The 21,433-nt window shown below is 46.4% G+C and carries 24 protein-coding genes and 1 tRNA gene; 15 read left to right on the top strand and 10 right to left on the bottom strand.

The genetic code is table 11. The features are described 5' to 3' along the window. Positions 1-20: 20 nt before the first annotated feature. The gene (gene ylqF, locus A3750_RS19785; RefSeq protein ID WP_068451160.1) at positions 21-953 is read left to right on the top strand and encodes a ribosome biogenesis GTPase YlqF; all 933 of its coding nucleotides are present in this window, start codon (positions 21-23) and stop codon (positions 951-953) included. Positions 954-971: 18 nt separating this feature from the next. After that, the gene (locus A3750_RS19780; RefSeq protein WP_068451157.1) at positions 972-2,081 is read left to right on the top strand and encodes a YafY family protein; all 1,110 of its coding nucleotides are present in this window, start codon (positions 972-974) and stop codon (positions 2,079-2,081) included. A 1-nt stretch (position 2,082) separates the two neighbouring features. On the opposite strand, the gene A3750_RS25435 is transcribed toward A3750_RS19780, so the two are convergent. Together A3750_RS25435 and yfbR are read right to left on the bottom strand one after the other, a co-directional pair. Continuing rightward, the gene (locus A3750_RS25435) at positions 2,083-2,226 is read right to left on the bottom strand and encodes a hypothetical protein (protein WP_156492152.1); all 144 of its coding nucleotides are present in this window, start codon (positions 2,224-2,226) and stop codon (positions 2,083-2,085) included. A gap of 102 nt (positions 2,227-2,328) precedes the next feature. After that, positions 2,329-2,913, bottom strand: coding sequence for a 5'-deoxynucleotidase (gene yfbR / locus A3750_RS19775; RefSeq protein ID WP_068451154.1), 585 nt, complete (start codon positions 2,911-2,913; stop codon positions 2,329-2,331). Between the two features lie 83 nt (positions 2,914-2,996). Here yfbR and A3750_RS19770 point away from each other — a divergent pair, with 83 nt between their 5' ends. Next, positions 2,997-3,584, top strand: coding sequence for a DNA-3-methyladenine glycosylase I (locus A3750_RS19770; protein ID WP_068451152.1), 588 nt, complete (start codon positions 2,997-2,999; stop codon positions 3,582-3,584). Between the two features lie 55 nt (positions 3,585-3,639). After that, positions 3,640-4,185 carry a DUF924 family protein gene (locus A3750_RS19765; RefSeq protein ID WP_068451150.1) on the top strand — a complete coding sequence of 182 codons (546 nt, stop codon included), beginning with the start codon at positions 3,640-3,642 and terminating at the stop codon, positions 4,183-4,185. A 5-nt stretch (positions 4,186-4,190) separates the two neighbouring features. Here A3750_RS19765 and queE read toward each other — a convergent pair whose 3' ends face one another. Genes queE through A3750_RS19750 form a run of 3 tightly spaced genes read right to left on the bottom strand, consistent with a single transcriptional unit; the run spans position 4,191 to position 5,899 of the window. Beyond that, complete coding sequence (queE, locus tag A3750_RS19760) at positions 4,191-4,841, bottom strand: 7-carboxy-7-deazaguanine synthase (RefSeq protein ID WP_369819959.1); 651 nt, start codon at positions 4,839-4,841, stop codon at positions 4,191-4,193. 36 nt (positions 4,842-4,877) lie between these two features. Continuing rightward, positions 4,878-5,441, bottom strand: a complete 564-nt coding sequence (locus A3750_RS19755; protein WP_068451148.1) for a DUF4124 domain-containing protein — start codon at positions 5,439-5,441, stop codon at positions 4,878-4,880. Beyond that, complete coding sequence (locus A3750_RS19750; protein ID WP_068451141.1) at positions 5,438-5,899, bottom strand: DUF2390 domain-containing protein; 462 nt, start codon at positions 5,897-5,899, stop codon at positions 5,438-5,440. Before A3750_RS19750 ends, A3750_RS19755 begins: the two co-directional genes overlap by 4 nt. A 95-nt stretch (positions 5,900-5,994) precedes the next feature. Between A3750_RS19750 and A3750_RS19745 the strand changes: the two genes are divergently transcribed. Then, positions 5,995-7,923, top strand: a complete 1,929-nt coding sequence (locus tag A3750_RS19745; protein ID WP_068451138.1) for an ATP-binding cassette domain-containing protein — start codon at positions 5,995-5,997, stop codon at positions 7,921-7,923. Between the two features lie 160 nt (positions 7,924-8,083). Next, positions 8,084-9,154 (top strand): GGDEF domain-containing protein, encoded by a 1,071-nt coding sequence (locus A3750_RS19740; protein WP_068451135.1) that lies wholly within the window; start codon positions 8,084-8,086, stop codon positions 9,152-9,154. 28 nt (positions 9,155-9,182) lie between these two features. Here the strand turns inward: A3750_RS19740 and A3750_RS19735 are convergent, their stop codons facing one another. Then, positions 9,183-9,530: a HopJ type III effector protein gene (locus A3750_RS19735; RefSeq protein WP_068451131.1), complete on the bottom strand. Its 348-nt coding sequence runs from the start codon at positions 9,528-9,530 to the stop codon at positions 9,183-9,185. A gap of 88 nt (positions 9,531-9,618) precedes the next feature. Here A3750_RS19735 and A3750_RS19730 point away from each other — a divergent pair, with 88 nt between their 5' ends. The 6 genes from A3750_RS19730 to A3750_RS19705 all read left to right on the top strand — a co-directional run bounded on the left by A3750_RS19730 (position 9,619) and on the right by A3750_RS19705 (position 15,679). Further along, entirely contained in the window at positions 9,619-10,782 is a 1,164-nt protein-coding gene (locus tag A3750_RS19730) for a GNAT family N-acetyltransferase (protein ID WP_068451127.1), read from the top strand. A 153-nt stretch (positions 10,783-10,935) separates the two neighbouring features. Beyond that, on the top strand, positions 10,936-11,151 hold the full coding sequence (gene rpsU, locus A3750_RS19725; RefSeq protein WP_068451124.1) for a 30S ribosomal protein S21: 216 nt from the start codon (positions 10,936-10,938) through the stop codon (positions 11,149-11,151). Between the two features lie 15 nt (positions 11,152-11,166). Beyond that, a complete protein-coding gene (locus A3750_RS19720) occupies positions 11,167-11,622 on the top strand; it encodes a GatB/YqeY domain-containing protein (RefSeq protein ID WP_068451118.1) in 456 nt (151 codons plus the stop codon). 63 nt (positions 11,623-11,685) lie between these two features. Beyond that, entirely contained in the window at positions 11,686-13,389 is a 1,704-nt protein-coding gene (gene dnaG / locus A3750_RS19715) for a DNA primase (RefSeq protein ID WP_068451113.1), read from the top strand. Positions 13,390-13,512: 123 nt separating this feature from the next. After that, complete coding sequence (gene rpoD / locus A3750_RS19710; RefSeq protein ID WP_068451110.1) at positions 13,513-15,333, top strand: RNA polymerase sigma factor RpoD; 1,821 nt, start codon at positions 13,513-13,515, stop codon at positions 15,331-15,333. Positions 15,334-15,602: 269 nt separating this feature from the next. Next, a tRNA-Ile gene (locus A3750_RS19705) sits at positions 15,603-15,679 on the top strand. Positions 15,680-15,713: 34 nt separating this feature from the next. Here the strand turns inward: A3750_RS19705 and A3750_RS19700 are convergent. From A3750_RS19700 to A3750_RS19685, 4 genes are all read right to left on the bottom strand, one after another. Further along, positions 15,714-16,082, bottom strand: a complete 369-nt coding sequence (locus tag A3750_RS19700; protein WP_068451107.1) for a ribosome recycling factor family protein — start codon at positions 16,080-16,082, stop codon at positions 15,714-15,716. A gap of 74 nt (positions 16,083-16,156) precedes the next feature. Further along, positions 16,157-16,783, bottom strand: coding sequence for a fibronectin type III domain-containing protein (locus A3750_RS19695; protein WP_068451103.1), 627 nt, complete (start codon positions 16,781-16,783; stop codon positions 16,157-16,159). A 537-nt stretch (positions 16,784-17,320) separates the two neighbouring features. Beyond that, complete coding sequence (locus tag A3750_RS19690) at positions 17,321-17,740, bottom strand: hypothetical protein (RefSeq protein WP_068451100.1); 420 nt, start codon at positions 17,738-17,740, stop codon at positions 17,321-17,323. Between the two features lie 41 nt (positions 17,741-17,781). Beyond that, a complete protein-coding gene (locus tag A3750_RS19685) occupies positions 17,782-18,828 on the bottom strand; it encodes a GGDEF domain-containing protein (protein WP_068451097.1) in 1,047 nt (348 codons plus the stop codon). A gap of 252 nt (positions 18,829-19,080) precedes the next feature. Between A3750_RS19685 and A3750_RS19680 the strand changes: the two genes are divergently transcribed. From A3750_RS19680 to A3750_RS19670, 3 genes are all read left to right on the top strand, one after another. Further along, positions 19,081-19,848: an ABC transporter substrate-binding protein gene (locus tag A3750_RS19680; RefSeq protein ID WP_068451094.1), complete on the top strand. Its 768-nt coding sequence runs from the start codon at positions 19,081-19,083 to the stop codon at positions 19,846-19,848. Between the two features lie 90 nt (positions 19,849-19,938). After that, the gene (locus A3750_RS19675; RefSeq protein WP_068520560.1) at positions 19,939-20,451 is read left to right on the top strand and encodes a transporter substrate-binding domain-containing protein; all 513 of its coding nucleotides are present in this window, start codon (positions 19,939-19,941) and stop codon (positions 20,449-20,451) included. A gap of 258 nt (positions 20,452-20,709) precedes the next feature. Next, positions 20,710-21,433 (top strand): diguanylate cyclase (locus tag A3750_RS19670; RefSeq protein ID WP_156498766.1); only part of this gene is annotated, 724 nt, incomplete at its 3' end.

Below are 21,433 nucleotides of genomic sequence, written 5' to 3'. Positions count from 1 at the left end.
GAGCAAGGAACATTCGCGCAATGGCGATTAACTGGTTTCCCGGGCACATGCATAAAGCCCGCAAAGAAATAAAAAAAGTGATGTCAGAGGTCGACGTCGTTATTGAACTATTAGATGCCCGCATTCCGTTTAGTTCATCTAATCCTTTGGTGGGTAACTTGCGTGGTGAGACTCCTGTTATCAAACTATTAAACAAAGCTGATCTTGCTGACCCGAAAACGACTGAAGCATGGCAGGCTCACTTAGAGAAAGATAAGGCGGTTAAAACCCTAGCGCTCTCTGCAACAACAGACAGTAAAGCGAAATTGATTGCGAATCTTTGCCGCAAGCTTGCTCCACAGAAAGTAGACACTGATAAAGGCATAAGCGCCATGATTATGGGCATCCCAAACGTTGGCAAATCGACCTTGATCAATAGTCTGGCAGGTAAAAGTATTGCCAAGGTAGGTAATGAGCCTGCTGTTACAAAGCGACAGCAGAAGATCAAGCTTGATAACGGCATTACGCTTTCGGATACCCCCGGAATTTTGTGGCCGAAGCTTGAGCCCGAAACCTGCGGTTATCGCTTAGCGAGTACTGGAGCAGTAAAAGACACCGCAATGGAATATGAAGACGTTGCGTGGGAGTGTCTCAAAGAACTAAGAATTCTCTATCCGGATGCCATTATGCAGCGTTTCGGTTTGTCGGATGTTGCCACCGATGAATATTCTTTGCTCAAGGAGATTGGCACCAAACGAGGGTGTTTAAAAAGCGGTGGTATTATTGATGAGCATCAGGCCGCAACGATTTTTTTGCAGGACCTTCGTAGTGGAAAGCTTGGTCGTTTGACTCTTGAAACGCCGGAGATGATGGAGGCGGAGATGGCTGAGTTTCGCGCAATGATCCAAGCCAAGCGTGAGCAGGAGGAGCAAGAAAAGCTGGCTAAACAGGAACAAAGGGCTGGGAAATCTTAGTGGGGGAGTAGCTCGCGCGTGAAAACATTTATTAGGCGTCTTGAAATTCTACATTACCTTCAACAACGACATGCTGCGCGTTTGGAGCCGGTTTCGACCGATACGATTATTCAGCACCTTATTGATGGCGAATATGTTGGTGACTCTGAACGAGAACCAAAAAGTTTGCTGCGCTTGATTCAGCGAGATCTTAAATTCCTGCTTGGCGACTATGATGAGGAGGACGACAGCTATTTAAACAATTTTGGCCTAGAGGTGACTCGCGGGCGGGGGAAAACCCAGCTTTGGTCGCTCGACCCTTATCAGCAGGTTAGCTACGACTTTGAGAAAATGCCTGCCTATATGGCATTGGCTCTGACGGTTACGCGAAAGCATTTAAAGCAGGTCTTGCCGAGCTCTACTCAGCAAGAATTAGCGCAGGTGTTTTTTAATGCTGAGAATCGACTTCAGCAAGCGCAGAACAAGTTGAGCGCAAAGCAATACTCTCGCCTTGGTAATGCCGTAGAGTTTTATCAACGTGGTCAGAGCTTACGAAGCCCCGATTTTGATATGACCGTGCTCGATCGCATCTATCAAGCGATCTTGAAAGGTAAGCGTATTCGCTTTAGTTATCAGGGGGGGCAAGGTAAAAGAGATTATGATGTGCATCCGTTTGGGGTCACAATCATGTTGCCGAAGCTGTACCTTGTTGCAGTTAAAGACGATGCGATGAAAGCTGGAAACCAAGAAGACTACCGGAGTTTTTTGGTTCACCGTATCCGGGATCTCGAGGTTTTACCGCTAGCGAATTCGGTTCCTGAGGATTTCCAGTTAAAGGATTATCTAGACTCGGGCAATATGGATGTTGCGATTGATCGAGACCATAGTTTTTACGAATTGGAAGTGGAGCTTTATACCGAAGCCAAGAGCAATTTGTTACGTGATCTGCAAGATAGCCCTTTGAATGAAACGCAAACCTTGGTGGAAGTCTCTACGGGTGTTTGGCGTTTGAGTGCATCCGTAAAAAGAACTGTTCAGTTGCGAACTTGGTTATTAGCTTTGGGTGCGCAGGCAAAAGTATGTGCCCCTAAAGAGATTCGGAACGACTTAGTTTCTTACCTGAGCACCATGCAACAAAACTACTCATAGCTTACATCGGCTCAACAAGTACCAGTCGCATCTGTCGCCCTTCAAAGATTTCGCTGATTGTGTTTCTCGCCGTTTGAATGCTATCTGCTTTTACGCGGAAACGGAATTTAGTGCCTTTCTGTGTGAATGCGTTAACTCGAAACATGTTTCTTCTCCTGCCATTTGATTGGTTTTGTCTTACGACAGGATCAAGAATAAGTATTAAAGCGACATTTTGTGTCTCGTTGTATTGAGAGACTTGTTCTTTTTACTTTAGGAGATGGTCTAGGCTCTTTTTGTACGCTGGCGCAAAGTTCTCCAAAAAATAGACCACTTCCGGCTGGCTATCTTCTTCTAAACGGCGCCTTATCTCCTGCTCTGCATGTTCGAATTCTTTGTTGCCTGCTCGCAACTCTGCTTGGCATTTTAATAAGGCCGAGAGTCTGTCGGCTGCCTTTAACAAACGCTGGTATGTTTTTGGGAGATTGTGCTCAATGAGCACTTGACTAAAATCTGCCTGCATTTCCGTGGGAAGAAGGTCGAGTAGCTCTTGCTCCGCACGCGCCTCAACGCCTTTATAAGCTTCACGCATCGCATCGCTGTGATACTTTACTGGCGTTGGCATATCACCGGTAATCACTTCGGTGGCATCATGATATAGGCCGCACGTCGCAAGGCGATATGGATCTAAAGGGTCTTCGGGGTTCTGGATATTATGAATAACACCCAATACATGGGCCAGCGTACCTACTTCCCAAGAATGTGTCGCTACGTCTTCGGGGATTGCGTTGCGCATAAGGCTCCATCGACGAATCCAGCGTAGTCGACTGATGTAAGCGAAGAAATGACTCATACTTTTAAAACCCTAAGTGACATATGTTGTTCAGGTTGCTTACGATAACAGAGGCTATTCGATAGAAACACAGGATCAGAGAGATGACAGAAGCGATTGCTCAAGAAAACCAACAGCGTTGCCCTTGGTGTGGGGATGATCCCTTGTATCAGGCCTATCATGACAATGTTTGGGGAAGGCCTGTGTATGATGATCTAGAACTGTTTGAAAAGCTCTGCTTAGACGGACAGCAGGCTGGTTTGAGCTGGATAACTATTTTGCGAAAACAAAGCACTTACCAGGAAGCCTATGATAATTTTGACCCTTACAAGATCGTGCAGTATGACCAAGAAAAGTGTGATGCGCTTATCCAGAACCCCGGAATCATCCGCAATCGGTTGAAAATTCAGTCCATTATCAAGAACGCAAAGGGATTTATTGCGTTTGCCGAACGGGAAGAGAGTTTTAGTGGGTTTCTCTGGGGTTTTGTCGACGGGGCGCCGGTTCAAAACAGCTACCGTAGTATGGCTGATGTCCCGACAGAGACGGATGCGTCACGAGCCATGTCTAAAGCGTTAAAAAAGCGTGGTTTTACCTTCGTTGGCCCAACTATCTGCTACGCTTTCATGCAAGCTGTCGGCATGGTGAACGATCACCTCACGAGTTGCCCGCAATGGGAGGCTTGCCGATAACAAGTTTCAAGTACTGGTTGATTAAAGGAACGATTGAAACGAATTGGTGAAGCAAATGGACAAGAACATCGAAAACGTTTTGCACTTTTGGTTTGAAGAGCTTGAGCCCCGTCAGCATTGGGTGAAAGATGCGACTTTAGACGAGAATATAGCGGCGCGTTTTGGCGCTCTGCATGATCAGGCCAAAAATGGTGCGCTTGATTCTTGGCGCTCCACGGCTAAGGGGCGGCTCGCTGAAATCATTATTCTTGATCAGTTTTCGAGAAATATTTACCGTGATGAGTCTGAGAGCTTTGCGTGCGATCCGATTGCACGAAGGCTTAGTATTGAAGCGATTCAATCGGGTGCAGATAAAGAGCTGTCTGTTGATCAGAGGGCATTTCTTTATATGCCATTGATGCACAGTGAGGGCAAAGAAGACCATCAGCTCGCGCTGAAAGTATTCGATCAGCCCGGATTGGAGAACAGCCTTGATTTTGAACGTCGTCATTGGCGAATTATCGAACGCTTTGGCCGCTACCCCCATCGTAACGATTTGCTCGGTCGAGTATCCTCGCCAGAAGAGCAACGTTTTTTAACGGAACCGGGTTCGCGCTTCTAAAGGCGTTAATCGATCTCTAAAATTTTGTGCAATTGCAATGTGAGTCGCCATTTAGGGTTTGCAAGGCAATAATCTAGGGCGCGTTGGGTGTTCATTCGTTTTACACCATCGACCCCTTGTTCTGGAGGGATTGGACTTGCTTTTGGACTTAGAAAGAAATGCGCGCAATCGAAGTTGCTGAATCGCTCGGGCATAGCGGCTTCTTGTGGATAGACCAGTTTTAGCTCATCTGCGCGCTCAAGGACCAGTTTCGAATCGGCCTTGGGGCTGATACAAATCCAATCTATTCCATTCGGTGCTCTCAGAGTGCCATTTGTCTCAACGGCCACTTCAAAATCAAGTTGATGCATTTGCTCGACAAGAGCCTCATCGAGTTGCAGCATCGGCTCTCCGCCGGTAAACACCACATAGGGAGAGCCTTCTTTACCGTGAGGCCAAAGTTGAGCGATAGCCTTGCCTAGATCAAGCGCTGTTTCAAAAACGCCTCCGTTCTGGCCATCGGTTCCGAGAATTTCGGTATCACAGAAATTGCATACGGCATCTGCACGGCTATCTTCTCGACCATTCCAAAGATTACATTTGCTAAATCGACAAAATACCGATGCTCGTCCTGCACGAGCGCCCTCGCCTTGGAGACTGTAAAACATTTCTTTCACTTTGTAGCTCAAGGCATACCTCTGTAATTCTGGATGTTATTCGCCAACAATCTGGCTCAGTGCTTCGTTGCGCTCTTGCATCATGTTTGCGGCTTGTTGCGCGTTTTCCATGACATTACTCAAATTATCTAAGCTAGGTTCAGTGTCGGTAAATCTCGGTGGACTCGATTGTGATTTGCTCTTACTAGCCGCGTTAACCATTGTGCTATCGATGACGGCTTGGTCCATCCCCGAAATCGTCGAAAGGGCGTTTGGATCGAGTTCGGCCTTTTCGCTATCGACCTCAGGAGCTTGATCGCTGAAATGCCATTGACCTTGTTCATCCTGCCACCTGTAGTATGTCACTTTGCCATCCGTGCTTTCAGGATTGGCTGATTGGATGAGATTCAACGGACTCTGCGTTGAACTGCCGCTTAGGGATGGTTGATCACGATCTTCGGTGGTCAATTTAGCTTTGCTCGAAGAGAATGCGCTGATCACTTTCTCGGGGATCTTGCTTAGCTCTAGAAATGCGCCACCGCTGCGGTAGTCTGCATAAAACGGCAAACTAAGTGCTGCACCCAAAATCACTAAAGAAGATAAACGGTAAACCCACTTCATTGGCTTGCCTCTAACATGAGGTTAATCAACGCACTATCCCAACTGATTTGTGAATAAGACTTCAAATTCGTCTTAAGTGTAGCTGCTTTGTCGTTATCAGCCGCTTCTGTTTGGCGCGTGATTGTATCGCGAATTTGGCAGAGTGCTTCTTGATAACATTTTTCCGACTCTAGCTCTGCTGTCAACAAGGCTTGCTTCAGTTGCGGACGATGTTGATTGGCCATGCGGAGCACTCTGATCGGCTTGATCGTTTGATCTAACCATTGGCCTTGCACATGTGTGATTTTGCTTTCTGAGTCGTCAAGAACAAGACCCAAGGTTGAGATCCACAAAAGGAACAGGCATAAATTTATATCCAGATCATCGCGCTCTTGAAGCGCTAAAAGCTGACAGCGAAGCGCTTCGTTTTGCCAGACGTGCAGAGAAAACGCCCAAAACCCCGCTGTTGTATCACTCATTATGCTGAATCCATTATAAAGCGCTGTGCTTTGATTGATGTAATCCGCATTATCCGATAACTTGCGCGACGAGTTCCAGAGATGAAAGCCATAGCATGCTTAAAATTTTAGAGATGTCACTTCGCCGAGGTCCCGAGCCTCTGTTGGAAGAAGTAAACGCCAATATCGCCGATGGCCAGCGTGTTGCAATCGTTGGTGCTAACGGAGCAGGCAAAACTACGTTGTTTAAGCTATTGCTCGGCGAGCTCACAACGGATGCCGGTAGTTTCATGCTGCCTGGTAATTGTCGTATCGCACATATGGCTCAAGAAGTTGCGAGTTCACAGCGCACAGCTCTGGATTATGTGATGGATGGTCATGAAGTATTTAGAAGTCTCGAAGCGTCGCTTCACCAAGCCGAACTTGCCGAAGATGATGCTGCACTCGCTCGGCTTCATGGTGAGCTTGAAACGATCCATGCTTACAATATTCCTGTGGAAGCAAAAAAACTCCTTCATGGCTTGGGATTCTCCGAGCACGAGCTCGACCAAAGTGTGGCCAGTTTTTCCGGCGGTTGGCGTATACGTTTGAATTTGGCACAAGCACTGATGTGTCCTTCAGACTTGCTGTTGCTTGATGAGCCAACCAACCACCTTGATTTGGATGCAATGCTCTGGCTTGAGGCATGGTTGAAACAATATCGAGGTACCTTGCTCTTTATTTCGCATGACCGAGATTTTATTGATGCCGTAGCAACGAGTATTTTGCATTTTGAGCATCGTAAGTTGCATCAATACACAGGTAGCTACTCTGATTTTGAGCGTCAGCGTGCTGAAAAGCTTGCACTCCAGCAAGCTCAGTTCCAAAAGCAGCAACAGCGAATTTCTGAGATTCAGTCCTTTGTTAACCGGTTTAGAGCGAAAGCAACCAAAGCGAAACAGGCACAAAGTCGTTTAAAAGAACTGGAAAGAATGGAATTGATTGCGCCGGCGCATGTGGATTCACCTTTCAAGTTCGAGTTTCCTGAGTCGAATAAACAATCGAGCCCGCTGCTTAGCCTGTCCCAAGCAAATCTTGGCTACGATGCTTCTTGTCCAATTATCGAAGACTTTTCCTGCACCATTTTACCGGGCCAAAGAATTGGTTTGCTTGGCCCCAACGGCGCAGGTAAATCTACGCTAATTAAATCTCTGGTCGGTGATCAAAACTTACTGGAGGGTGATAGAAGTTGCGGAGAACATTTGCATATCGGCTATTTTGCTCAGCATCAGCTTGAAGCGTTAGATTCTAGCGCGAGCCCTCTGTTGCATCTTCAGCGCTGTCGACCGAGTGCCACAGATCAAGAAATCCGTAACTTTCTCGGCGGTTTTAACTTTCGAGGTGATGACGCCACAGGCACCATCGAAAAGTTCTCTGGAGGCGAAAAAGCGCGACTAGCGCTTGCGATCATTGCTTGGCATAAGCCAAATCTGCTCTTGTTAGATGAGCCTACCAACCATCTCGATCTGGAAATGCGACTCGCTCTAACCATCGCCCTTCAGGCCTTTTCAGGAGCCATCATTGTGGTCTCTCACGACCGGCACCTATTAAAAAATACGGTTGATGATTTCTGGCTCGTCGCAGGTGGAAGCGTCGAACCATTCGAAGGAGACTTGCTGGACTATGAGCGGTGGTTGGCGGAGTTCCAAAAGCAGTCACTGGTCAAAAACGATTCTGAAAGCATGCTAGATGAAACCGCAAAGATCGGAGAAACAAGTGAACAGCGCAAGGAGCGGAAGCGCGTCGAAGCCGAGCGAAGAAAACAACTTAGCCCGATGAGAAAAGAGCTCGCGAAAATTGAGGCGAATGTTGAGCAGGCACAAGCGTCATTGAATCTTATTGAGCAAGAGTTAGCGGCCCCAGAGATCTACGAAGATAAAAACAAAGCGAAGTTAAAGCACTTGTTAGCGGATCAGGCGGCACTAAAATCAGATTTGGAGGCTTCTGAATTGCTTTGGTTCGAGTTACATGAGCAGATCGACCAGATTGAGTCGAGTGTTTTATAAGAGTTTGCATTCCTATAACAAAACCTACATTGAGCCTTAGCTCGACCCTGACATACTAAAGAAGATGTTAGCAGTAAGAACGTCAAGATCTCATGATGGGAAGATTCTTGGACGTTTGATAAAACACGGCTTTTAGTATTTCACAGGTTTCAAACATTTAATGATGAACGCAATGCCTCTTGAAGGCGCTGATCAAAGTGGTTTAGTTTCGGCAAAACTTGTTGTCGATCTACTTTGCTTTCTGACTGCGCCCTTACTGCTGTTCTATGGCGCTCGATCATATTTTAATGGTTTTGAAGCCTATGGCTTGAGCCTGTACGCGTTTTCTGCAGCAGTTGTGACGAGTTTTTTTGCCTATAAGTTTTTTGGGCATTGGCGTGCACATCGCAATTTCTTAGTTTTTACCTTCACCATTTTCTATTTCTACCTGCTTATCTCTGGCGGTGAGAGCGGCACGGGCATCTTTTGGTTATACGCTTACCCTCTTCTCGTATTTTCTGTGTTGGGTTTGCGTGCAGGGGCATTGGTTATGTCCGCTATGATGTCGGCTACAGTGTGCATCTTGACGATTCCAGGCTGGTTGCAACTAGATCTTATCTATAGCGCCAGTACCAAGCTTAGATTCATTGGGTCGATGTTATTCGTCACAATCATGGCATATACAATGGAGAGAGCGCGTGTTTCTGCTGCGATTGCACATGCGCGGTTGAGCCGTGCGCTTGAGGATCTAGCTCGTACAGATGAATTGACCGGTTTACTGAATCGTCGTGGAATGTCAGAACGCATAGATGCGGAGTTAGCGCGAACGGTCCGCGATAATCAAGAAATGAGCGTTGTTATTTGCGACGTGGATTTTTTTAAGAAGATTAATGATCGATATGGCCATGATGTTGGCGACGAAGTGCTTGTTAGTCTTGCTGACAAGCTCAAAGAAACGGTTCGGGGTAGCGACAGTGTTGGCCGGTGGGGCGGAGAGGAGTTCATTGTCCTTTTGCCGAATACTTGTATCGAGCAAGCATTTGTTTTGATTGAGCGAATTAGACAGTCGATCGCTGCTGAAGCATTCAGATTAGGTCAACGTTCGCTTGATATATCTATCAGTTGTGGTCTTTCGTCGACCAAGTTTTCTACTGAATATTCTGGCTTGTTAAAAGCGGCAGATATCAGTTTATACGAAGCAAAGAACGAGGGACGTAACTGTACCCGCCCTCAAGTTCTAAAGGCCTCTTAAGCCCTCTCCTATTTTAACTTACTCACTTTCACACTTTGCGCTTTAGTGGTTCTGCATCAAATTTGACGCTTTTCCATCCATGTTTGAGAAAGTTCCGTATATTTTGATGATCATTCTCGTCAGGGTGTTCAAGAACATCGCGACGATAGTATTGTCCAAACAGATAAGGAGTTAGTTCCGCACTCACTCCGTGTAATTTAGCAAAGGCAAGGGCTTTGCAAGAGCCGAGATTTTCGCCGCACTGGTTTGTTTGTTGGCCAACACTAAATTCGACAGGTTGAAAGATATAGTTTTGCTCTATCACGCTCATCACATCGTTAAATTCAATGTCTGATGGATTTGTATTGAGTTGCTCAAGGAGGTCTTGTTCTGTCATCTTGTATCCTAAAAATCGACTTAAAATTGGAAGGTTTATTGTTGGTGATCAGCTTATCAGAAGCACAGAGCGAGCAGGAGCATAATTCGTGACGGGCGCCCCCAAATTAGTTGTCAGCTTTCCCGAAAGTCTTTCCAATATTCGGCAGGAAGAGTTGGATGCTTTGGTCGATGATGATCACCCTTTTTTGAACTACGGTTTTCTGCAAGCTTTAGAGCAATCGGACTGTGTTTGCCGGACGACTGGTTGGCAGCCCCATCACTTTGCGCTGCGAACAGAATCAGGCGATTTAGTTGCTTTTGCGCCGTTCTATCTCAAATATCATTCGTATGGCGAATACGTCTTTGATTGGTCTTGGGCTGAGGCTTATGCAAAGCATGGCTTAGATTACTATCCAAAATTGGTCAGCAGTATTCCCTTTACGCCTACGACTTCCTCGCGACTTTTACTAGATTCAGAGCTAGGTATAGATACGGCTTGCTATGAGCTGTTTCGCCAAGCCGTTGAGCAGCACTGTGCAAAGCAGCAACTGAGCTCGGCTCATGTCTTGTTCCCTAGTCAAACCGAAGACGCTAGAGTGCTGTATCAAGGATGGATGAAACGAGAGGGAGTGCAATATCACTGGTTTAACAAAGCGTATGCCGACTTTGATGATTTTCTTAGCAGCTTGAATGCAAATAAGCGTAAGAATATTCGCAAGGAACGAAAGCGTCTGCTGTCGGAAGGCTTGCAGTATTATTGGCGCTCAGCATTGGAGCTAAGCCAGCTTGAAAGAGAATGTTTTTTCTCATGTTACAAGCGGACGTACAATGTTCGTGGCCAGATGCCGTACTTGAACGAAACATTCTTTGATCTGATCTTTAAACGTCTTGGTGAACAGTGTTTACTTTTATTTGCAAACGATGGCGCTGGACGCCCCATTGCTAGTGCGCTCTATCTTCAAGGTAAAAATACGCTTTACGGACGGTATTGGGGAGCACTAGAGGATGTTCCGTGTTTGCACTTCGAGCTTTGTTACTACGCTGGGATTGAGCGCTGTATTGAACTTGGTTTAAACCGCTTTGATGCCGGCGCACAAGGCGAACACAAGCTTTTGAGAGGTTTTGAGCCGGTGGCGACTCAGTCATTTCACTATATCAGGCATCCTGAATTTCGAGGTGCTATTGATCAATTTCTATCAAGCGAACGAGAGTATATTGAGCAATACCGCGAAGACGCAAAGTCCTGGCTACCATATAAACTGCATGCTTGAGAAAGAGAATGAGAGAGAGGTCGCGCAAAGGGCTTTACTTGAATATTAAATAGCATTAGAATTCGCGCCCCTGAACAAACTGCGTGAAAAATCACCAGGTCTCGCTGGCAAACGTAGTTGGAACAAATTTTAAACGAATAATGGTAATTTTTAATGCCTTCAGTAAAAGTTAAAGAAAACGAGCCGTTTGATATCGCTCTTCGTCGCTTCAAGCGTTCTTGTGAGAAAGCTGGTGTATTGTCTGAAGTACGCCGTCGTGAGCACTACGAGAAGCCTACAACGGTTCGTAAGCGCAAAGCAGCAGCAGCGGTTAAGCGCCACGCTAAGAAAGTTCAGCGTGAGCAGCGTCGTTTCGAGCGTTTGTACTAAGCGAATAAAGATATTATGTCTGACGCAGGTCTGAAAGCCAGCATCACCTCGGCGATGAAAGAAGCCATGCGCGCCAAAGAAAAGGAGCGCTTGGCAACGATTCGACTCATCTTGGCCGACTTTAAACGAATAGAAGTTGATGAGCGCATCGAACTTGATGACGCACGTTGCCTAGCTATCTTAGATAAGATGTTGAAGCAGCGAAAAGATTCTATTACGCAGTATCGTGATGCTGGACGTGAAGACCTGGCTGAGATTGAAGAGTGTGAAGTGGAGGTTATTCAGACCTTCCTTCCAAAAGCTCTGTCGGAAGACGAGATAGAAGCGCTAATTGGTTCTGCGATGTCAGAAACCGGTGCGGAGTCGGTCCGAGACATGGGCAAAGTGATGGCTGTTCTAAAACCGCAACTACAGGGTCGTGCTGATGTCGGCGCAGTGAGCGGTATGGTAAAAAAACGCCTCGCGAGTTAATCTGCTACCGCTAAACGCGACCCTTGCCTGAGTTTTGGCAGTTCAATCTAGCGGACGTTCACAATGTCAGGACAAATCCCCCAGAGTTTTATTGAAGACCTTCGCGATCGTCTCTCCATCGTGGATGTGATTTCGACGCGTGTCCAACTAAAAAAAGCGGGTTCGACCTATAAAGCCTGCTGTCCGTTTCATAACGAAAATACCCCTTCCTTTAACGTAAATCGTCAAAAAGGCTTCTATCACTGTTTTGGCTGTGGTGCGAGCGGTGATGCTATCTCGTTTCTGCGTGAGCACGATAACCTCAGCTTTGTTGAAGCAATCGAAGAGTTGGCAAAAATAGCTGGTTTAGAAGTACCACGTGATGAACGGTTGAAGCAGGTCTACGATGAGAGTCGCCAATATTACGAGGCGATAGCGAAAGCCGACGCTCAGTATCGTGAAGCCTTACATAGCCACCCGACTAATTCTGGCGTTAAAAAATATATTGCGCAACGAGGCCTTAGCGATGAAATTATCGAGCGTTTCGGGATTGGTTATGCGCCTCCGGAGCGTGACTTTATCGGTGGGTCATTTCAATCTAATCTTTTGGTGAAGCTAGTCGAAATGAAGCTGGTGTCACAGAAGTATGAACGCCCTTTTGACTTATTTCAGAATCGCTTGATGTTTCCGATTCGCAATATGCGAGGAAAGACCGTGGGTTTTGGTGGGCGGACTCTCGGGGACGATAAGGCGAAGTACATTAATTCTCCGGAGTCGAGAGTCTTTCATAAAAGCAGCGAGATCTATGGACTCTACGAAGCTTCGAGAGCCTTACGCACCATTGAGCGACTCATGGTTGTTGAAGGCTATATGGATGTGGTTTCTTTGGCGCAACATGGGATTGATTATGCTGTCGCTACGCTTGGGACAGCCACGAATGAGGAAAATCTTGGGCAGCTACTCAAACGCTGTCAAAACCTAGTGTTCTGTTTTGACGGAGACGCAGCAGGATTGAGGGCGGCTGAAAAGGCGATGGATAATCTTCTTCCTATGTATCAAAACGGAATGCAGTTTAGTTTCCTTATTTTACCTCAAGGAGAAGATCCGGATACGTTGGTCCGAGAGGAAGGCCGAGAGAAATTTGAGGCCAGAGTGAAGCGTGCGATGCCATTATCTGAGTTCTTTTTCAATGTTCAGGTGCGGGGTTTAAATCTTGAGCTTCCTGAAGATCGTGGAGTGCTTCGCAATCGTGCCCAGGCTGTGCTCGATACAATTCCGAAGAGTGCGCTTAAATCTGGTCTTTGGGAGAGGCTGATCGAGCTAACTAGTAGTAGGAAAAAAGTCCAGTCACAGCGTGCCATAGCGCGAGATACTAGCGATATAAAGGTGATCAAGACCAAAGAAGTGGCGATCTGCCTCGGGCTCTATTTCTCCCCCATTAAAGCGCAGGAGTTAGTTGATCTTAACATGCGCTTTGATTCCGAAATTACAGGACAGTTTCTAGATTTCATCCTGTCTAACAGCATCTCCAGCCAGGAAGATCTGCTTTATGCGCTTGCCACCGATCAGCAAGGGTATCGAGAGAGGTTCTTTTATTTGTTTTCCAATTTGGAAAACGTTCCGGAGCCGGATATTGCGATAGAGGAGCTGGATTTCGTTATTAAACGAGCCGGTGATCAAAAAAAACGTGATGATATGCTGCGAGCAGCTAAACTAAATACATCACCAGATCAGCTAACCGACGAAGAACGAAGCAAGGCTCAGGCAATAACCACGCGAACTTCGTAACTCCAACAATTGTTAATAAGCTTGATTTCTATGATATCGATCCCATATTAGCTTTGTGGGTCGATTATATTTCCGTATAATGGCCGACTATTTTTTAATCGGCCACCAGACAATAGGGTGAACATGCCAAGCAATTCACGACAGTCACGTTTGAAAGACCTCATCGCTCGCGGTAAAGAGCAGGGGTATTTGACTTACTCCGAAGTAAACGACCACTTACCCGAAGATATCGCTGATCCAGATCAGGTCGAAGATATTATTCGCATGATCAACGACATGGGTATCCAAGTTGTAGAGGCAGCACCAGACTCTGACTCACTACTAATGTCCGATGGCGACTCAACAGACGAGGTTGCGGCGGCTGAAGCGGCGGCGGCACTTGCGGCCGTAGAGACCGAAGCTGGTCGCACCACTGACCCTGTTCGTATGTACATGCGGGAAATGGGCACCGTTGAACTACTTACTCGCGATGGTGAGATTCGAATCGCCAAACGTATTGAAGAGGGCTTACGCGATGTAATGGCATCGTTAGCACATTTTCCAGGTGCAGTAGCGTCAATTCTTGCGATGTATGATCGAATCGTCGAAGAAGAGGGGCGTCTTACAGATGTTCTAACAGGTTACTTAGATCCAGAAGCTGAAGCGAATATTCCCGTTCCGGTTAACCCCACGACAGTGAATAAAGATGATAAAGCTGACAAGGACGACGAGGAAGAAGAAGAGACAGATAACGGACCGGATCCAGAAGAAGCGCGTGAGCGTTTTGATGCGATTCGTAAGCAGCTCGACAAGGCATTGCGCGTTGAGAGCAAGCATGGTCGAGCAAGCAAAGAGACCATTAAAGAACTAAATGAGTTGGGCGAGCTATTTGCGCCGCTTAAACTGAATGCAAAGCAGTTCGATTTGTTGGTCAATACCGTACGATCAGCCAATGACGTAGTTCGAGTGAATGAGCGAACCGTGATGACGATTTGTTCTCGCGAATGCGGCATGGATCGGAAAGAGTTTATCAAGCGCTTCCCAAGCAACGAGGCAAATCTTGATTGGGTCGACGGTCTAGTTGAAGAACAGCATCCATGTGCTGCGAAGCTTGATCTATACCATGATGAAATCATTCGAGCGCAACGTAAAATTGCTGTGATCGCAGAAGAAGTTGGTTTAACCGTAGCACAGTTAAAAGATGTGAATCGCCGTATCTCAATTGGTGAAGCGAAAGCGCGTCGTGCTAAGAAAGAAATGGTTGAAGCCAACCTTCGTCTCGTAATTTCGATTGCGAAGAAGTACACGAATCGCGGTTTGCAATTTCTTGACTTGATTCAGGAAGGCAACATCGGTTTGATGAAAGCGGTAGACAAGTTTGAATACCGTCGAGGGTATAAATTCTCGACCTATGCAACTTGGTGGATTCGTCAGGCGATTACTCGCTCTATTGCAGACCAAGCGCGCACTATTCGTATCCCCGTTCACATGATCGAAACAATCAACAAGCTGAACCGTATCTCTCGTCAAATGCTACAGGAAATGGGTCGCGAACCTACGCCTGAGGAATTGGGTGAGCGTATGGATATGCCGGAAGATAAAGTACGTAAAGTGCTTAAGATCGCGAAAGAGCCTATCTCTATGGAGACGCCGATTGGCGACGATGAAGATTCGCACCTTGGCGATTTTATTGAAGATACTATGGCAGAGTCTCCCGTTGACACGGCGACTGGCGAAGGCTTGAAAGAAGCGACTCGCAGCGTGCTTTCAGGGCTAACAGCAAGAGAAGCTAAAGTGCTAAGAATGCGCTTTGGAATTGAGATGAATACCGATCATACTTTGGAAGAGGTGGGTAAGCAGTTTGATGTTACACGAGAGCGTATCCGTCAGATTGAGGCGAAAGCGCTTCGTAAGCTTCGTCACCCAACCCGTTCCGATCATCTTAGAAGCTTTATTGACGAATAATCGTCTAGCAAAGTTAAAAAGGGCGCATTATAATGCGCCCTTCTTTTTGGAGCGTTCTGCTTCGGTCTGTTGTTGGCGCGGACTATAAACTAAGACCATAGTGTGCCCCTTTAGCTCAGTTGGGTGAAGCGAGCGCTTTTAACGAAGTACTGCTTCGTGCGAGTGGAACGACTCAAATTTGTAATTTGAGGCCGGGCTAGAGCACCCGAGCAACCCGCAGGGGTGCCAAGTCTGATTTGGTAAAGACTTTAAACTAAGGCCAAAAGTGTGCCCCTTTAGCTCAGTTGGTTAGAGCACCCGACTCATAATCGGTAGGTCCCCTGTTCAAGTCAGGGAAGGGGCACCATTTTTCTTCTTAATCCATCAAGTATCTCTTTTTTTCATTCCTCCCACTCTATGCGATCGATCGCGGTGCGTGCTTCCGCAATCCTGCAGTTAGTTAGTGATATGAGCTGTGTGACGGTGATTGGCCAATGCTTCTGCGCAATCGTCTGAATCTCCGTAAGGCTAAGCGCCGGGAGATGTGCTGAAAGTGATTTCTCTATCCAAAGCCAGGTTTCCTCGCCAGAAGATTCCATCGCATTACGCAGATGGATCGCTTGCTCACTCGTAACATTGAGAATCCAATTCCGAGAACGCCCTTTGCGCTCAAGTTGCGCCCCTGATGCTCTAATAAGTGTTTTCAGAGTTTGGGTGTGGTTTGTTCTGCGGACAAAACTGTTTAATGAAATAGAGATCTGTTGATGCACTGAGTTGGCTTGTGCTGTATGTCGGTCTGGGTTGTTTTTTTGATTGTACGCTTAATTAGCACAAGGTGGCTATCCTACAATACCGACACAGTGACTACCTGAGAGTAATCGCTTTCCAGTCCATCCGTATCGACAACCGTTACCGCGAAGCGGTATTCACCGTCTTCTAGCCCAGTAATATCGAACTCAGTTTCAAGCCCATCAACGACATGAACTGCACCGACATCACCGTTTCCATCGAGTTGGTATACTCTGAAGTTTTCGATTTCATAGACTTCCAGCTCAGAGCCATCGGTACGCTCTAACGGATAATCCCACGAAAGATGAATGGTTGAGCCGTCATCGGCATTCAGTGCGCTATTTGAGCCACTTTGCTGCCCCTGCGTGTTGGCAATATTCTGTTCTGCCACTACTTCACTACTGTCTACTTGGCTTTGGCCGCCCCCGCCGCAACCGACGAGGATCATAGGTGAGAAGCTAAGAATCGACGTAAGAATTGCATTTCTGATTTTGCTCTGAATGCGAAGCGTTTTTCGGATATGCCGCTTTGATATCCAGCCTTTTTTTACCAGTATTTCACCGAGTTGCAGACTACTCGTTTTTTGTTCCTGGATGGCCGACAGTAGTTGCTCTTCGGTTATCAAACCGCGTTCTACGAGCAGGTCTCCAAGCCGTGTTTTTTGTCTCTGATTGGAACTCATTTTTAACAACCTAACAAATGGCACTGCTAAAGGTTAGTCCTATTTTGCCATTCATCAATACAAAACGAAAAAATTGCACTGCTTTGTCGCCTGGTTGAATCCAACCTTTTCTTGGTTAATCTGAAGCATTACCAGACGCATAAAAAAGAAGTAACGACAGGCATTCGGCTCTTATCTGAGCAACAGGATTTAAGCCTTATTCCCTCAAAAATAAGCTGACACACCTGCTTTGATCACTGCCTCGAGGATGAAGTTCGAGGCTCGGCGAAACTGAGAGGAATTTCCCAGAGGTCGGAGCTGTCATTGGGTGTTATGAATATTCACTTTATGGCTGAAGAGATGGGTATCGAAAAACCGAATTATCAGGATGATGCGCAGTGATTGAGCTTATCCTTGCAAAGAGGAATTTTTGTAGGGGAAATGTTAACTCAGCGACTGCGCATGAAATAAATGACACCCACCGATGAAGAAGGCAGGCACGCTGTTGCTTGATGACATGATGCTCTAGATGAGGCTACTAAACTTCAGTAAGTTGCTTTAGGGATGGTTTATGCAGTAGCCGTGCTCTATTAGCCACTTCCAGCCTTGCTCTTCGGTTTCAACATAAACCTGTTGCGGCTTGTCATCCAGCTCTTGTAACAATCGCTCGCGAGCATTTTTCTTCAAGCCGCTTTTTCCAACTACTGCGACCTCCACCTTGTGATCTTGCTTAAGTAACCAAGTTTGTAAGTTAAGCAGTAATGGAATCATCTCTTCGGTATAGAGCTCCCATTCTCGATAGTCCATTAAGCTCGCCCATGGGCCATCCATCTCGTGAACGAGAGGCACAAGAATATTCGTCGCCGCGTTCATACTAGCAGGGTCTAGTGAGCCGAATACTTTCGCATGGAGCACTCGCTCATGAACCGACATATCAAAACGGCCATAAGTATCACTTGAGGAGTGATGTTTCGTCATCTTCTCTCCGCGTAGAGACCATTAAAAGGCGTGAATTCGAACTATACCGCATCTGCACACACCACTTTATTGCGGCCACGCTTTTTAGCCAGATACAACGCTTTGTCTGCTTGTGCGTAGAGGTCTTCTCTATCTTGCGATGAGGTGTATTCAGCTAGACCTGTGCTTGCTGTTAAAGTGATACGGTGGGATTTCCATGGTATTGACGCATTTGCAATACTAAGGCGTAGTCGCTCAAGTATTTCTTGAGCTTCCACAATGGCCGTATTGGGCAAAAGAATTACAAGCTCCTCGCCACCTACGCGACACACTATATCAGCCGCTCTAATTGATTCATCAATCAGTTTGGCGAGGTGAGATAACACCTGATCCCCGCATTCGTGGCCATAGGTGTCATTGACGACCTTGAATCGATCAAGGTCGACCAGAGCAAGACACAAAGGTGTTTTTTCGCGATCTGCTCTGCTGAATTCTTGCTCCAAACGCACATCGAAGTACATTCTATTGGGTAATCCCGTTAAGGCGTCGGTATGTGCCGCACTGATAAGTTGCCTTTCGATACTATGTCGCAGGCCGACGACGACATGCAGACCTGCAATGGAGGATATCCCCGCAAAGATGAGTAATACGGTATCAAAATGATAACTCGGTGAGCCAATATCAACATGCTCGATAAAGTAAAGGACACTGAGGTAGGTGTAGGAAAATAGCGATACGATCAGCGCTTTTCGAAAAGGGAAAAAAAGATAGGCGACGAGCAGCGGAGTAATAAAGAAGAGCACGATAAGTTCGTTGCCAAGGGAGTCTAGCGTCACTACGCTCATCAACACCATATCGATGCTGTAAATAATGACGCCAATGATCTTTCGGTAGCCGTTTAGATAAACATAGGCAAAGACGGCGAGCAGTAAAAAAGTGCTGATAAACTGAATGTAAGATGTCAAATCCCAACCATTGGTGGCACGTGCGATGGCCACAGGAATGGTTGCCAAGATAATCAAAAAAACGCAGGCTAGCGCTACGTTTCGCCTTATTCGATCAAGATGCCGGTCAAAATAATCGATATTAGTATCAACGTTGTGTTTCATTAAATTCCTTGAAAATTCGCCGGCAAGCTTACCAAGACACACGGATCATTGCGGTACTGATCTTTACAGTATAGAGATCTAATGGGTGATGTTACAGCGCTTGCTTGGGAATCTCGCGGGTTACTTTACTCAGATCAAGAGATAGGGATATCTCGCCCTGATGCCCGCAGGTTTATCCGTATTCGCGAAGTTTACTTTCACAACTATAATTGATTCAGTTTTGCTACGTCACTTTATCTCAATGAGGGCATTATGTTGGAAGGATTTCGCGTCTTTTTTTTCGTTATCTTATTGCTCTTCCCGATTCTGGTAGCAGCACAAAGTAATGAGCGCGACGCTACCGGTGCGCTGACGGTTCTGACAGAGCATTGGCCGCCTTTCAACTATATCGTCGATGGCAAAATAACCGGTTTTGGAACGGAGGTTGTGGAAGCAACTCTGAATAACGCGGGAATCAAGTACCAACTTCGCTCTGGAGTCTGGAAGGGGGTCTATGACTGGGCCTTGAAAGAAGACAATGTCTTGATTTACACAATCTCTCGAACAGCCATTCGCGAAGATCTGTTTGAATGGATAGGGCCGTTTGCCGACCGACAACAGAATTTTATTAAACTCAAATCGCGTGCTGACATTGAGGTAAGGTCTTTGGAAGATGCCAAGCGGTATCGCCTAGGGTTGCAAGAGGAGGATGCGATAGCACAAGACTTGTTTTCTTGGGGGTTTGATCGACAAAGTGAAAACCTTGTATTGGTAAACAAACGTGTTTTGCTTTTTAGAATGCTCTTTGCCGGCAGGATCGATTTAATCACCGGGCATGATATTACGGTCAAATATCAGCTTGAGCTGGAAGGCCTGCCCTATTCCGAAATAGAGTATGTCTACCCCATAAACGTTGAGGGGGCCTATTACATGGCGCTCAAAAAGGGTTCTGATCCTGAGTTATTGAGACGTTTGCGAGATAGCTTTTCGGCGCTAGAGCAAAGTGGGGAACTCAAGATTTTGAAAGCGAAGTACAGATAATTGGGGCTGATATCGACAAAGGTTTTGGCTCACTGTCTGCGCTTGATCATTCATTTTAGACAAATAAAACGGCTAGCTGGGAAGGCTCCTATGATCATAAAAACGGTACTGAGTCTAATCCTAGTGTCCTGCATTAGTACCTCGATCGCATCAGAGACAGTCGATGTTTTGTCGATGGACTATCCGCCTCCCGAGCATCAAGAAGAGTTCGAATTCATTAAATTGTCGGATGAAACCGTAAAGTTGGGATTTATTCGAGCGCGACAGGCCGGTGCCTTTGTATGGAAAGACTTGTCAGAGCTTAAGGGAAAGTCGTCCGCGATATTGCGACCGAGCCGAAGTGGGAGAGTGCATGAGATGGCCGTTGATGCTGGCATGGAGGTTGTTTATGTCGATTCCATTAGGCAAGGCTTGATGATGTTGAAAAAGGGCCGTGTTGACTATGCCTTTGGCGACAACAACACACTCGCTAGACTGTCAGAAAGCGCCGACATGAATAAAGATGATTACCAATTTTCCGAAACGAGTCTTTTCGAGACCACTGTTGGCATCACTGTACGAAAGTCCTGCAAAGAAGACCTTTTTGCTCCCGCAGAGCTGTAAGTAAGCCTGCCGATTTTTCACTCTGCTTTATTGGAACGTCGAATTCTTCAGCAATGTGCCTTACTGTCGCATTTCTATGCTCTTTGGCTCGGGTTCGTCGAATCCCGCACAGGCGGTTTGGAAGCGAATGTGTTTGCCTCTGTTATTGGTATTGTGTGGAACTATAACGTTATGTCGATTCTGGTCTAAACTTAAATAAACTCTCTTAGAACATAAACGCTAAGAATCTAATCTAAATGCCCTTCTAAGGCTCGATAAATGAATGTTTTAATCGTCGAAGACAGTCGCTCCCTAAGAATAACAATTCAAGCCTGCGTAGAGGATTTATCGCATACAGCGCTTTGTGCAGAGACCGGTGAAGAAGGTCTCGAAATTTTTAAAAATTCTGACGTTGACCTTGTCCTAATGGACATTGAACTGCCCGGCATCAATGGATTTGAAGTAACGCGGCGTATTCGCGAGTTGTTAAAAAATGACTGGATACTGATTATTTTCCTTAGCGCCCAAAACTCCGATGCTGATTTTATCGAAGGGATTGGGGCGGGCGGCGACGCCTATTTGTTTAAGCCAGTAAATGCGGCTGTATTGCAGAGCATGGTATCCGCCATGGGGCGAATTGCTGGGGTTCAAGAGCAGTTGCAAGAAGCCAACCGACAACTCGAATCGATGGCTTATGTTGATCCGTTGACCAAGCTTTTGAACCGCAGAGGAATGATGAACTCGATGGAGCGAGAGTGGTCTCGGTCAAATCGTAACAAGCTAGCGTTGTCTATTTTGCTTTTGGATGTCGATCATTTCAAAGCATATAACGACTTTTACGGGCATTTAGAAGGTGACCGTTGCCTAGAAAGAATCTCCGAAACGCTGCAAAAAGCGACGCTTAGGCCTGCTGATATAGCTTGCCGCTTTGGTGGTGAGGAGTTTCTAGTGCTTCTTCCTGAAACCAGCGCGCAAGGGGCAAGAGAAGTAGGGGTTCGGATTC

The organism is Oleiphilus sp. HI0079, assembly GCF_001635105.1.
The sequence above is the reverse complement of the archived record's forward strand: the minus strand, read 5'-3'. Positions and strand labels throughout refer to the sequence as shown.